This is a genomic window from Roseixanthobacter liquoris (assembly GCF_043195135.2).
GTDB lineage: Bacteria > Pseudomonadota > Alphaproteobacteria > Rhizobiales > Xanthobacteraceae > NCEH01.
On sequence record NZ_CM195537.1, the window covers coordinates 747,045 to 759,760 of the forward strand.

14 protein-coding genes are annotated in these 12,716 nt (G+C 68.8%); 7 read left to right on the forward strand and 7 right to left on the reverse strand.

The features are described from left to right. Position 1 precedes the first annotated feature (1 nt). Genes V5F84_RS03335 through V5F84_RS03345 form a run of 3 tightly spaced genes read right to left on the reverse strand, consistent with a single transcriptional unit; the run spans position 2 to position 2,806 of the window. Positions 2-2,164 (reverse strand): SLBB domain-containing protein, encoded by a 2,163-nt coding sequence (locus tag V5F84_RS03335; RefSeq protein WP_394043935.1) that lies wholly within the window; start codon positions 2,162-2,164, stop codon positions 2-4. A gap of 1 nt (position 2,165) precedes the next feature. Then, a complete protein-coding gene (locus tag V5F84_RS03340; protein ID WP_394043936.1) occupies positions 2,166-2,528 on the reverse strand; it encodes a hypothetical protein in 363 nt (120 codons plus the stop codon). Further along, entirely contained in the window at positions 2,525-2,806 is a 282-nt protein-coding gene (locus V5F84_RS03345; RefSeq protein WP_394043937.1) for an STAS domain-containing protein, read from the reverse strand. The genes V5F84_RS03340 and V5F84_RS03345 overlap by 4 nt, the downstream gene beginning before the upstream one ends. 169 nt (positions 2,807-2,975) lie before the next feature. Between V5F84_RS03345 and V5F84_RS03350 the strand changes: the two genes are divergently transcribed. The 6 genes from V5F84_RS03350 to V5F84_RS03375 all read left to right on the forward strand — a co-directional run bounded on the left by V5F84_RS03350 (position 2,976) and on the right by V5F84_RS03375 (position 8,870). Next, a complete protein-coding gene (locus V5F84_RS03350) occupies positions 2,976-4,064 on the forward strand; it encodes a glycosyltransferase (RefSeq protein WP_394043938.1) in 1,089 nt (362 codons plus the stop codon). Beyond that, positions 4,058-5,230, forward strand: coding sequence for a glycosyltransferase family 2 protein (locus V5F84_RS03355; RefSeq protein ID WP_394043939.1), 1,173 nt, complete (start codon positions 4,058-4,060; stop codon positions 5,228-5,230). Before V5F84_RS03350 ends, V5F84_RS03355 begins: the two co-directional genes overlap by 7 nt. Then, positions 5,227-5,871, forward strand: a complete 645-nt coding sequence (locus V5F84_RS03360; RefSeq protein WP_394043940.1) for a sugar transferase — start codon at positions 5,227-5,229, stop codon at positions 5,869-5,871. The genes V5F84_RS03355 and V5F84_RS03360 overlap by 4 nt, the downstream gene beginning before the upstream one ends. Before the next feature lie 69 nt (positions 5,872-5,940). Continuing rightward, a complete protein-coding gene (locus V5F84_RS03365) occupies positions 5,941-6,792 on the forward strand; it encodes a chorismate mutase (protein WP_394043941.1) in 852 nt (283 codons plus the stop codon). Positions 6,793-6,807: 15 nt separating this feature from the next. Beyond that, positions 6,808-7,938, forward strand: a complete 1,131-nt coding sequence (locus tag V5F84_RS03370; RefSeq protein ID WP_394043942.1) for a pyridoxal phosphate-dependent aminotransferase — start codon at positions 6,808-6,810, stop codon at positions 7,936-7,938. Further along, positions 7,935-8,870, forward strand: a complete 936-nt coding sequence (locus tag V5F84_RS03375) for a prephenate/arogenate dehydrogenase family protein (RefSeq protein WP_394043943.1) — start codon at positions 7,935-7,937, stop codon at positions 8,868-8,870. The genes V5F84_RS03370 and V5F84_RS03375 overlap by 4 nt, the downstream gene beginning before the upstream one ends. Here the strand turns inward: V5F84_RS03375 and V5F84_RS03380 are convergent. Then, on the reverse strand, positions 8,864-9,928 hold the full coding sequence (locus V5F84_RS03380; protein ID WP_394043944.1) for a DUF2125 domain-containing protein: 1,065 nt from the start codon (positions 9,926-9,928) through the stop codon (positions 8,864-8,866). The two genes, V5F84_RS03375 and V5F84_RS03380, sit on opposite strands and share 7 nt — an antisense overlap. Positions 9,929-10,065: 137 nt before the next feature. Between V5F84_RS03380 and V5F84_RS03385 the strand changes: the two genes are divergently transcribed. Beyond that, the gene (locus tag V5F84_RS03385) at positions 10,066-10,638 is read left to right on the forward strand and encodes a gamma-glutamylcyclotransferase (protein ID WP_394044053.1); all 573 of its coding nucleotides are present in this window, start codon (positions 10,066-10,068) and stop codon (positions 10,636-10,638) included. Positions 10,639-10,676: 38 nt separating this feature from the next. On the opposite strand, the gene V5F84_RS03390 is transcribed toward V5F84_RS03385, so the two are convergent. From V5F84_RS03390 to V5F84_RS03400, 3 genes are all read right to left on the reverse strand, one after another. Then, positions 10,677-11,096, reverse strand: coding sequence for a hypothetical protein (locus tag V5F84_RS03390; RefSeq protein WP_394043945.1), 420 nt, complete (start codon positions 11,094-11,096; stop codon positions 10,677-10,679). Between the two features lie 56 nt (positions 11,097-11,152). Beyond that, on the reverse strand, positions 11,153-11,881 hold the full coding sequence (locus V5F84_RS03395; RefSeq protein ID WP_394044054.1) for a lysophospholipid acyltransferase family protein: 729 nt from the start codon (positions 11,879-11,881) through the stop codon (positions 11,153-11,155). 100 nt (positions 11,882-11,981) lie between these two features. After that, complete coding sequence (locus V5F84_RS03400) at positions 11,982-12,701, reverse strand: YdcF family protein (protein WP_394043946.1); 720 nt, start codon at positions 12,699-12,701, stop codon at positions 11,982-11,984. Positions 12,702-12,716 lie beyond the last annotated feature (15 nt).

A 12,716-nucleotide genomic window follows, 5' to 3' on the forward strand; every position in this document is an offset into this window, starting at 1 on the left:
CTTACCCTCCCATCGCCAGAATGAGCGAGATCACCGGCAGGATGTTGCGCATGGCGTCGACGAAGATCTTCCACTCGCTCTGGGAGGAGTTGGGCACATAGACGGTATCTCCCGGCCCGACCACGGGCAGCATCGTGATGTCGCCGGTGCGGGCGAACTCCACGAGATCGAACACCCGCGCCTGCTCCCGGCAGCAGCCAAGATTCACCACCACGATGCGCTGCTGATAGGCGTCCGCCGTGGGGCCGCCGGCCTCGGCGAGGAGATCCAGCAGGGTCATGTTGGCGGCGAAGCGGTAGCGGCCGGGCTTGCCCACGGCGCCCAGCACCCGCACGGTGTTTTCGGCGGGTTCGTCGAACCAGTCCTTGTTGGTGCGGTCGGGCACGAAGATGACATCGCCGGTGCGCACCTTGGGCAACAGCTTTTCGTCTCCGGTGGCGAAATATTGCGCCAAGTTGACCTGGGTGACCTTCGAGCCCGGCTGGTTGCGATGGGATACCCGCACGTTGCGCAGGTCGGCATTGGAGGTGGGCCCGTTGGCGGCGGTGAGGATGTCCATGAAGGTCATGCTCTTGTTGAAGGCATAGCGCCCGGGCGCGCCCACCTGTCCCATCACATAGATGGCGTCCTCCTTGGCCAGCTGGACCCACTTCGCCTTGTTGTCCACCGGCGAATCCGGCAGCGACGGCACGCGGATCACGTCGCCGGCCTCGATCTTCGGCAGGTCCGACAGCTTCCCGCCCGTGGTGATGAAGGCGCCGAGATCGAAGCTGATCGCCTTGCCGCCCTGGCGCGCCTTGAGAATCTGCAAATGGGCGATGTCGCCGTTCTGGGTCGGGCCGCCCGCCTCGCCCAGCAGGTCCAGCAAGGTCATCTCGTCGGACCATTCGTAGCGGCCGGTCCGCTGCACGGCGCCCAGCACCTCCACCGCCCGGCCGGGAGGGATCTTCAGCCAGGAGGGGCGATCCGAGGCCTCGACCTTCTCCGGCACGAACACCGCATCGCCGGGCAGGATCTCCGGCAGGGGCTTCTTGTCGCCCTCCGTATAGGCGAACAGGTTGAATTGCAGGACGCTGCCGTCGGCCTTCAGGATCTTAACCCGCGTCGTATCGGCGAAGCGGGTCGGGCCACCGGCATTGGCGAGGATCTCCACCAGCCGCGCATCGGGCGGGGCTTCTAGCGAGCCCGGCCGCGCCACCTCGCCGATCACATAGACAGTGCGCACCGAGCGGCGGATCTCGTCCTCCTGCTTGGGAATGAAGATGGTGGCGCCGGGCTTCAGCGGCGGCATCAGCTTCGCGTCGCCGGTATCGAGATATTTGCGCAGGTTGAAGATCTTCGGCTCGCCGCCGTCTATCACCCGCACCTGGTCGATGGAGGAGAAGCGGGTGACGCCGCCGGCGCGCATGATCATGTCCACCACGCTGAGCCCCTCCTTGTAGGCGAAGGAGCCGGCACGGCTCACCTCGCCGAACACCTTCACGGCGGACGGGGATTCGGCGGCATCGCCCTGCTCGGCGAGGGTGCGGCTGTCGAAATTGATCTGGACGTTGCCGGTGGCGGGGGAGGCCGGCACGAAGATGATGTCGAGCGGCTGCAATTGCGGCAGCAGGCTGGTATCGCCGGTGTCGAGATAGCGCTTGTAATTGAACACGGTGGTGCGGGTGCCGCGGCGCACCTGGAGGCGGTCGAGCTGGGCCCCCTGGAGCAGGCCGCCGGCCGCGCCGATGGCCTGCTGCACGTTGGAATCCCCCGGCAGATCCACTTCGCCGGGCTTGTCCACATAGCCGAGCACGGTGATGTAGAGCCGCCGGTCCTTGAGCGTCACGGTGAGGCGGTCCAGATCCCGATAGGCGCGCCCCAAGGTATTGCGAATCAACGCGGAAGCTTCCGCCAGCGTGCGGCCGGCCACATCCAGGGCGCCGACTTCCGGCAGCGTCACGCGGCCGCGCCGGTCGACGTTCAGATCCTTGTTGAGCGCCGGTTCGCCGGGCAGGGCGATGGCCAGCAAGTCGCCGATCCGCAACCGCACCTCCTCGCCCGCGCCGGCGGACTGGGCGCGCGCCGTCCCGCACAGGCCCAGCGCCAGCGCGATCAGCGCTGCGCAGAGCCAGGCGAGGGCCAGGGCACCAGAACCGGCGAGGGGCAGGCAGGGGCGTTGCATATCACGGCGCCCGCTCGCCTTTTGGCCGCGCGAGCGCATGCTCGATCTGGTCGAGCTTGCGCTTCAGGCGCGCCATCTGGATTTCCGCGTCTTCCGGCAGGCCGCCTTCCGAGAGCCGACGCACGGAGACGAGCATCATCTCCGCATCGGCATAGTCCGCAGCCGCATAATAGCGCGCGTTGCGTTCGGTCAGCGCCATCAGCCGCCGTTGAAGCGCGTCGATCCGCGGGTCCTCGGACGGGCGGCGTTCGGCCATGCCCCCGGCGCCCTTCGGAGGCCAGGGCACATAGGTGACCGTGTCGCATGCCGACGTGAGAAGTCCAGCGACGATCGCAAGCACGATATGATCGTGCGCGATCCTCATGTGGCGCAGCTCTCTTCCGTCAGATCGGCGAGGCGCAGGTGGTTGATGAGCCGCATGGGCTGGCCGCTGGCACCCCGCAGGCGCAGCGTGCGGCCGGCGATGCGCAGGCGCTTATAGAGATAGACGATGCCGCCGATGCCCGAGGAATCGATGAATTCCACCGCGCTCAGATCGAGCGTGACGTCGTCGGTCGCGGTTCCGAGCTCCTCGAACACAGGTTTGAGCTTAGCCATGGACGCCGCGTCCATGTCCTCGACGATCTGAACCAACTTTGACATTGATTGCCCACCTGGTTGGTCTTCCGCGATGCCGCAAGCGCGCGTTTCGCCGGCCCGGTGAGCGCAAGCGCACACCGTCCCCTGCCGGGCGAATCGAGCATGTTGTGTCGCAGCATCGTTCCCTCGCAACAAGGAACCATTTACCTTAATGAGTGGTGAATAACGGGCGATGACAGGGGGATTCGTGTCCGGCGCATTGGTGCAGATTGTGCAGCGCCTTGCTCCGGGCGGTATCGAGGTGCTAGCCCTTGAGCTTGCACGCCGATTGCCCGGATCCAACCCCGTTTTCAGCCTCGACGGCGACACGCAAAGCCTCGTGGAATCCTGGTCCGCATTGGCGCAGGCAGGGATGGTGGAGGGGCTCGACAAGGCGCCCGGCCTGCGGCCCGGCCTCGTCGTCTCGCTCGCCGCGCGCCTGCGGGCGCTGAAGCCGCGTGCGGTCCTCCTTCACCATATCGGCCCGCTGCTCTATGGCGGCCTCGCCGCGCGGCTCGCGCGGGTGCCGGTGGTGGCGTATGTCGAACACGATTCCTGGCATTATGATGCGCCGCGACAGCGCACCCTCACTGCCGCCCTCGCGCGGATCGTGCGGCCGCAGGTGGTGGCGGTCTCGCAGGCGGTGGCCGAGGTTTCGCGCACCGTCATGCCGGGCGCCCCGGTGCGGGTGATCTTAAATGCGGTGGACACCGAGCGCTTTCGCCCCGCCCCCCGCGCGGCGGCGCGGGCCGCGCTCGGGCTGCCGGCCGAGGGGGCGCTGGTCGGGTCGGCGGGCCGGCTGGAACCGGTGAAGGGTCACGACGTGCTGCTGCGGGCCATGGTGGAGGTGCCCGAAGCCCGGCTCGTGCTGATCGGCCAGGGCAGCGCGGGCGAGGCCCTGCGCCACCTCGCGGACCAGCTCGGCCTCGCCGGACGCGTGCATTTCCTCGGGCATCGTGGCGACATGCCACAGGTTCTCCCTGCCCTCGACCTGTTCTGCCTGCCATCCCGCAACGAGGGCCTGCCTCTTTCGGTGATCGAGGCGCAGGCCTGCGACATGCCGGTGGTTGCGAGCTCTGTCGGCTCGCTGCGCGAGGCGGTGTGCCCGGTCTCCGGCCGGCTGGTGCCACCCGAGGATCCGGCGGCGCTGGCGGCCGCTATCCGGGCGGGGCTCGCCGCCCCCCCGCCAGTCGCGCCGCGCGCGTTCGTGCGCGCGCATTTCTGCTGGGACCGGATGCTGGCCGCCTATGAGGACCTCATGGCGGGGCGCCCGCCATGCTGATGCTTCAGATCCTGTTCTGGGCAAGCGTCGCAGCCGTGGTCTATCACCATGCCCTCTATCCCGCGGCGCTGCGCCTGCTGGCGCGCCTGCGTCCGGCGGCGCCGCTTCCGCCGGTGCCCGCCGCTTCCGCGCTGCCCTTCGTCACCCTCGTCGTTCCGGCCTATCAGGAGGCCGCCTATATCGCGCTGAAGCTGCGGGACTGCGCGCGCCTCGCCTATCCGCGCGACCGCCTGCACGTGATCGTCGCCTGCGACGGCTGCACCGACGACACGGTGGGCCTCGCCCGAGCCGCTCTGGTATCGGGCGACTGTGAGGGCCTGAGCGCCGAGGTCCGCGCCTTCCCGGTCAATCGCGGCAAGGTCGCGGTGCTGAACGAGGTGATCGGCTCGATCCCGGGCGGCATCGTCGCGCTGTCGGACGCCTCGGCCACCCTCTCCGCCGATGCCCTGATGCGCGCCGCCGCGCATTTCTCGCGGCCCGAGGTGGGTGTGGTGGCGGGCACCTATGCCCTGAAGGAAGCGGGCAGCGCAGGCGAAGCGGGCTATTGGGCCTATCAGACCGCCATCAAGGCCGACGAGGCCGCCCTCAGCGCGCCGTTCGGGGTCCACGGCGCCTTCTATCTGTTCCGCCGCGCCCTCTGGACCCCCCTGCCGGGGGACACCATCAATGACGACGTGGTGCTGCCGATGGCCATCGTCGCCGGCGGCGCGCGGGCGGTCTATGACCTGAAGATCGTCGCCACCGAGGAGGAACGCAGCCGGCGAGGCCAGGAATTCCGGCGCCGGGTGCGCATCTCCTCGGGCAATGTCCAGCAGGCGCTGCGCCTGTGGCGCCTCGCCGACCCGCGCCGCCCGGGCCTCGCCTTCGTGTTCCTTTCGGGCAAGGCCCTGCGGGCGCTGGTGCCCGTGCTGCTGGTGGTGGCCTTCCTGAGCAATCTGGCCCTCGCATTGGCGGGAATTGCGCTGTACCAGCTGCTGCTTGCGAGCCAGGTCGCCTTCTACCTGCTGGCGGGCGTCGCGATGACGCATCGCGGCAATCTTCCCCGCGCGGCGCGATTCGCGGCCTATTTCGTGGAAGGGCATGCGGCGGGCCTGGTGGGGGGAATGCGCCAGATCGCCGGGCGGGACAAGGGACGCTGGCATCGGGCGGGGGGAGCGCAGCCGTGAGTTTCGACGAGGATTTCACCCATCCCCTGGTGCGCCTGGGAAAGCGCGTGTTCGATATCGCCGTGGGCCTTGTCGCGACCGTGGTGCTTGCGCTGGCCTTCCTGCCGGTGGCGCTGGCGATCAAGCTCACCTCGCGCGGCCCGGTGCTGTATCGCCAGCTGCGCGTGGGCGAGGCGACGCCCACCTGCACCCGCCTGTTCTATCTTTACAAGTTCCGCACCATGTATGTGGATGCGGAGGCGCGCACCGGCGCCGTGTGGGCCAGCGTGAACGATCCGCGCGTCACCCCTGTCGGCCGCTTCATGCGCAAGACCCGCATCGACGAACTGCCGCAGGCGCTGAACGTGCTGAAGGGCGAGATGTCGATCGTCGGCCCGCGTCCGGAGCGGCCGGCCTTCTTCGCCAAGCTGGAAACCGAGATCCCCTTCTATACCGAGCGCACCTTCGACCTGAAGCCGGGCATCACCGGCCTTGCCCAGGTGAACCAGGGCTATGACGCCTCGATCGAGGATGTGCGCTCCAAGGTGTCCTACGACCACGCCTATGCCATGCGGCTGCTGGACCCGCTGGACTGGTTCAAGACCGACCTTTGGATCATCCTGCGCACCGCCTCCACCATGGTGCTGGGCAAGGGCCAATAGGGCCGGCGCAACATAGCTTTTGATCTTGCCGCGTTCTGGGGGTAGAGGATCAGGCCGATTGTGAGCCCCATGAATTCCTCAGCGCCCCCTCCCGTTCTCGCCGACCTGCGCGCCGAGATCGACCGCATCGACGAGACCATGCACCGCCTCCTGATGGAGCGCGGCGAGATCATCGATCGCCTGGTCGCGGTGAAGCGCAGCCAGAGCGAGGGCTCCGCCTTCCGCCCCGCCCGCGAGGCCGCCATGATGCGCCGCCTCGTGGACCGGCACGCCGGCCTGCTCCCGCTCGATACGGTGGAGAGCATCTGGCGTGTCATCATCTCCACCTTCACCTATGTCCAGGCGCCCTATGCGGTGCACGCCGACCTTTCCGTGGGCGAGCCGCAGATGCGCGACAGCGCGCGATTCCATTTCGGCTTCACCACGCCGTTCGTGACCCATATGGGGCCGCGCGGCGTGATCGACGCGGTCGTGGGCTCAAAGGGCGACCTCGGCCTTCTGCCGGCCTCCGCGCTTTCCGGCGGGGATGGCTGGTGGACCGCGCTCGAAGGGACCGACGCGCCGAAGATCATCGCGCGCCTGCCGTTCGTGGAGCGGGCGGACCATCCCGCCGGCCTGCCGGTGTTCGTGGTCTCGCACCCGATCAACGATGCCGCCGTGACCGAAGTGGAGACCTGGAGCCTCCATCTGTCCGGCTGGAGCGCCCGGGCCGCCGGTGCGCTGGGCGGGCAGGGCGACATGCTGGTCGCCGCCGACCGCGCCCCCGGCCAGGCCGCGGTCCTGCTGAGCGTGCCCGCCGGCACCCGGGACGCGGCGCTGGAGGCCCTGCGGCAAGCCGGGGCGCAGATTGGCGCCGTTCTCCCCGTGGGCAGCCACGCTGCCCCCTATCGTCTTGGCGCGGACGGCACCCGCCGTTCGTGACCTGTGGAGTTCAGTATGTCCACCCCCGCGCAAAGCCCCCATCTTCCCGTCCGCCCCGTGCCGCGCCCCGGCGTGCTCGATATCCGCGCCTATGTGCCGGGCAAGAGCCATGCGCACGGCGTCGAGAAGGTGTTCAAGCTCTCGTCCAACGAGACGCCCATGGGCCCGAGCCCGGAGGCGCTGAAGGCGTTCGCGGAAGCCGGCGCGCATTTGCAGGATTATCCCGACGGCACCGCCGGCGTGCTGCGCCGGGCGATCGGGCGCACCTTCGGCATCGATCCAGAGCGCATCATCTGCGGTGCCGGCTCGGACGAATTGCTGAGCATGATCGCCCACACCTATATCGGGCCGGGCGACGAGGCGATCTACAGCCAGTACGGCTTCCTGGTCTATCCCATCGCGACCATGGCGGCCGGCGGAACGCCCGTGGTGGCGCGCGAGACCGACCATACGGCAAGCGTGGACGCCATCCTCGCGGCCGTGACGCCGCGCACCCGCGTGGTGTTCCTGGCCAATCCCAACAATCCCACCGGCACCTACCTGCCGTTCGAGGAGGTGCGCCGCCTGCACGCGGGCCTGCCGGGCAATGTGCTGCTGGTGCTGGACGCCGCCTATGCGGAATATGTCCGCCGCAACGATTACGAGACCGGGCTCGAACTCGCGCTGACCGCCGAGAACGTCATCATGACCCGCACCTTTTCCAAGATCCACGGGCTCGCGGCCCTGCGGGTCGGCTGGGCGGTGGGGCCGGCGGCGGTGCTCGACGCCATGAACCGCGTGCGCGGCCCGTTCAACATGAACACGCCGGCCATTCTGGCGGGCGCCGCCGCGATCGCCGACGCCGCCCATGTGGACCTCGCTGTGGCGCACAACGACCGCTGGCTGCCCTGGCTCACCAGCGAGATCGAGAAGCTCGGCCTCAAGGTGACGCCATCGGTCGCCAATTTCCTGCTGATCCATTTCGACGAGACGCCGGGCCGCACCGCCCGCGACGCCGACGCCTTCCTGAGCGCGCGCGGGCTGATCCTGCGTTCGGTCGCTTCCTACGGCCTGCCGGGCGCACTGCGCATGACGGTGGGCACCGAGGAAGCGAACCGCCTGGTGGTGGAGGCGCTCGCCGCCTTCCTTTCGGGGGCGGAGCGTTGAACGCGCCGCTCGTCGGGCGTCTTGCGGTCATCGGCGCGGGCCTGATCGGATCGTCCGTCGCCCGTGCCGCGCGCGAGAAGGGCCTTGCCGGCGAAGTCGTGGTGTTCGATGCCGACGCCGGGGTGCGCGACCGCGTGCGCGCGCTCGGGTTTGCGGACCGCGTGCCCGAGAGCGTGGCCGAGGCGGTGCGCGGCGCCGACATCGTGATCGCCGCCGTGCCGGTGGGAGCCTCCGGCGCCGTGGCGGAACTGGCAGGGCCGCATCTTGGCCCCGGCGCCATCCTCTCCGACGTCGGATCGGTGAAGGGGGCGGTGGTGGAGGCCATGGCGCCGTTCGTGCCGGCGCATGCTCATCTCGTCCCGGCGCATCCCGTGGCGGGCACGGAATTTTCCGGACCCGAGGCGGGGTTCGCCAGCCTGTTCGAAAACCGCTGGTGCATCGTCACGCCGCCCGACGGCGCCGACCCGGCGGCGGTGGAAAAGCTCTCGGCGCTCTGGCGCGGCTTCGGCTCCAATGTGGAGCAGATGTCGGCGCAGCATCACGATTTGGTGCTGGCCATCACCAGCCACGTGCCGCATTTGATCGCCTACAATATCGTCGGCACGGCCGAGCACCTGGAGCAGACGCTGACCTCCGAGGTGATCAAATTCTCGGCCGGCGGGTTCCGCGACTTCACCCGCATCGCGGCGTCCGATCCCACCATGTGGCGCGACGTGTTCCTCTATAATCGCGAGGCGGTACTGGAGATGCTGGCCCGCTTCAACGAGGACCTCATGCAGCTCCAGCGGGCGATCCGCTACGGCGACGGCGAGGCGCTGTTCGAGCATTTCACCCGCACCCGCGCGATCCGCAAATCGATCATCGACATCGGCCAGGAAACCGCCGCGCCGGATTTCGGCCGCCGGGGCGGCGAGGGCGGCGCCGCTCAATAGAGCGGCGGAATGATCCCGACCGGGAACTTGCCGAGCTGGAGCACGCCTTCCTTCAGCAGCAGCGAGAAGGTCGCCCCCCGGCGCCCGGCAACGTCGCCGGGCTTTCCGGCCATGGCCAGCGCGCCGACGATGGGCGCCATCTCCTGGGGAATGACGCCGCTGCGCGAGAGGTTCCGCGCCAGGTCCTCGATGCCGGCAAAGCCGACGTTCACGGCGCCGTTGAGGCGGCCGGCGGGATCGAGGGCGAGCGCGCCCGATGCGCTCACGGCGGCTTTCGGCGTGGTGATGGCGAGCGTATCGAGCTTCAGGATGCCGCCCGCAGCCGCCCAGGCGCGCAGGCGGTCGGTCACGGCCATGGGGCGGAAATCCTCGGCCGCCGTGACCGTGCCTTGCAGGTTCAGGTTCAGCGGGCCGGTGGCGCCGGCGGCGGCCAGCATGGCGCTTTCCCCGCCCTCGATGGTGGCGGCGTAATCCACGCCGTCGGGCACGGCGGTGGTGGCCGGGTTGCGCCGGGCATGGATCTCCAGGTGCGTCGCGGACAGCACCGGCAGCGCGTCGGCGCCCGGCGCGGGCACCCATTTCACGTCCGGCTGGTCCACCACCAGGGCGAAGCGCTGGGGGCGCCCGCTGGTATCGCCGATGCCGCTCATCTGGAGCAGGGTCCAGTTCGCCTCATAGATGCGGCCGGTCTTGGGGTCTTCCACGCGTGCGGGCGCGGCGAACTCGGCGACGATATGGTTCGGCGCCCACACCTGCGCGACCGCATGGGCGTTGGCGGCGCTGATGCGCAGCGGGTCTCCGCCCTGGGTCTCCAGCGTCGCGGACTTGCACAACAGCTCGAAGCGGAAGGGGAAGCCGCCGAGGCTTCGCTCGCCGCAATTCCAGATCCGGCCGAGGCTCTTCTCGCGCACGATCCAGGCGTCGATCTCCCGTTCCGCGCGGCCGGCGGCATAGAACCACAGGCCGCACCAGCCGATGGCGAGAATCACCACCAGGGCGAACGGGATGGCGACGATCCAGCTCTTGCGGCGACGCGGCGCGGGCGAAGTATCGGTCATGGGCGTTCCTATGATCAGTCCGGACGAAAATGCCTGCGCGAATGGCCGGAAATACGGCCTGCCCGGGCGCGCGCGGCGCGGCTTGCCCTTGCAGACGGTGAAAGACGCTGTTAGGCGACGATGAACGTTCCGTGTCAATGCCGGCCCGCGCCGCGATGATCTCCCCTGCACACATGCCCCACGACCATTGGGTGTTCGCCTATGGCTCGCTGATGTGGAATCCCGGCTTCGCATTCGCGGAGAAGGTGGAAGCGCGGCTGCTCGGCGCGCATCGGGCGCTGTGCGTGTATTCGTTCCACCATCGCGGCACGCCGGAACAGCCGGGCCTGGTGCTGGGGCTGGACCTCGGCGGGTCGTGCCGGGGTATCGCCTATCGCATCGCGCCCGAGGATTGGGCGCAAACCCACGCCTATCTCACCGCGCGCGAACAGATTTCAGGGGTGTATCGCGAGCGCGTGCGGCGGGTGCAACTGCTGGATGGCTCGCGGCGGGATGTGGCGGCGGTGGCCTATCTGGTGGATCGCAGCCACGCGCAATATGCCCGGCGGCTGGATCTGGAAGACCAGCTCCACCTGGTGCGGCGCGCCCATGGAAAATCCGGGCCGAACCGGGACTATGTGCTCTCCACCGTGCAGGCGCTGGAGGCCATGGGGATCGCCGATTCGGGCCTGGGCTGGATCGCCCACCGCCTGAACGCGGGCCGCGACTAACGGCGGCCGCGAAGCTGCGCCGGCCACCGTGCGGCGGTTCAGGCCGCCTGGCGGCTGTGGTTCGCGAACCGGGGTGCCAGGGAGGCGGGCGCGGGCAGGGCGAGGCATTCTTCCGGCGCCTGATGGGGCCGCAGGAAGCGGGCCAGGGTTTCCGGCACCTCTTCGCCGAAGACGTGCACGTGCACTTCCTCCGCCTGCATGCGCCTGGCCGCCCGCCGCGCCGGCTCCCCGGCCGGGCCCGCCCACATGGCGATGGGACCCGCCGGCGTGCGCCGCGCCACGATGGCGAGCGCGTCCGGATAGTCCGGCACCGCATCGGCGTCGTAGATGGAGAAGATGTGGCGTTGCCCGTCCGCGTCGCGCCAGAATCGATAGCGCGGGCCCAAAGGACCACCCGTCAGCCCGGAAAGCCGGCCGGCATCGAACAAGGGGATAAGGAGCGAATCAGTCGCGTTCATGAGAACGAAACTAGAACGGCCCGAATCCGCGATCAAGAGTTTTCCACAGATGCGAATTATGGGGATAAATCGTCCGCCTCGGCGCCCGCGGTGCGGTCGATTTTCGGGGCGTTCGGGCCAAGCTCCTGCAATCCCTCTTCAAGCAGGCGATCGGACGCGGTTTCGATGGCCTCCTGCATGCGCTTGAGGAACACGCCGCGCGGCAATCCAATGGGGATAACCGGCAAGATCTCCACCCGCACCGTGCCCGGGCGGCGGATCAATTGGTTGCGCGGCCAGAACAGCCCGGAATTGAGCGCGATGGGCAGGCAGGGCGCCTTCAGCGTGGTGTAGAGGTGCGCCACGCCGAACTTATAGGCCGGTGGTGCGCCGGGCGGGCGACGGGTGCCTTCGGGGAAAATCAGGATCTGGCGGCCCTCGGCGATCTTTTCCATCGCCGCGTCGGTCATGCCCCGCAGCGCCGAGGAGCCCGCGCTGCGATCGATGGGGACCATCTCGGCCTTGGCCAGGAACCAGCCGAACAGCGGCATCGACATCAATTCGCGCTTCAGGATGAACACCGGGTCGGAGAACAAGGGCAGGAGCGCGATGGTCTCCCACGCCGACTGGTGCTTGGCGACCACCAGAAGCGGGCCCTCGGGAATGTTCTCCCGGCCCGTGATCTCCACCTTCATGCCCACCACCACCCGCAGCAGCAGCATGACGATGCGCACCCACAGCATGATGAAGCGATCCCACAGCACCCGCCGGGGGAGAACGGCCATCAGCGGCAGCAGCAGAAGCATGACGATGATTGTGATGCCGTAGAACAGCACCTGAAACAGGATCGACCGCAGAACAATCACGCTTCGTCCCCTGGCCCCATCGTGCGCGCCTTTCGGCGGATCAGCGATTGGCCGAAACCTGCGCGGGGGCGGGCGGCGGCGAATCGAGCGGCGCGACCGCCTGGGCCGGGCGGATCTTGGCCTTCGCCATCATGTACTTCAAATATTCCTTCACGAGGAGCTTCACCATGTGCGGATCGCTCCACCAGTCGCGCGCGCTCATGCGGTCGCTCACCACCGGGTAGGCGACCAGCTCCACGTCCGGCAGGGCGCGGCCGAGTTCGAACAGGGCGCGCGGCATGTGCCAGGTTGAGGTGACCACCATCAGCGAGCGGAAGCGCTTCGCCCGCGCCCATTCCGCCGCCTCGATGGCATTGCCCCAGGTGTTGAGCGCCTTGTGGCCGAGGTCGACGCAGCAGTCGAGCAGCGCTTCGCTTACCGGCAGGGCGCGGCGCAATTCTCCCGGCGAGGTGCTGCGGTTCACGCCGGTGATCAGCAGCCGCTTGCCGTGGCCCTCGGCGAGCAATTGCACGCCGTCCGACACCCGCGACTGGCCGCCGGTCAGCACCACGATGGCATCCACGGGCTTCAGAGCAACGGGTTCCCGGCCGGCGATGCGGGCGGTGAAGAGCAGGAAGCCGCCGGCCAGCGCCAGGGTGGCGCTGCCGATGAGAAGGCCGACCGCCAGCGCCGCGATCCGGCACCGGGAATGCCGCCGTTTCCCGTGCGAAGCCGGGCTCTTGTCCGTCCTGGTTCCTGTTGCTGCGTCAGAAGCCATCATGGGTGCAGCATGTCG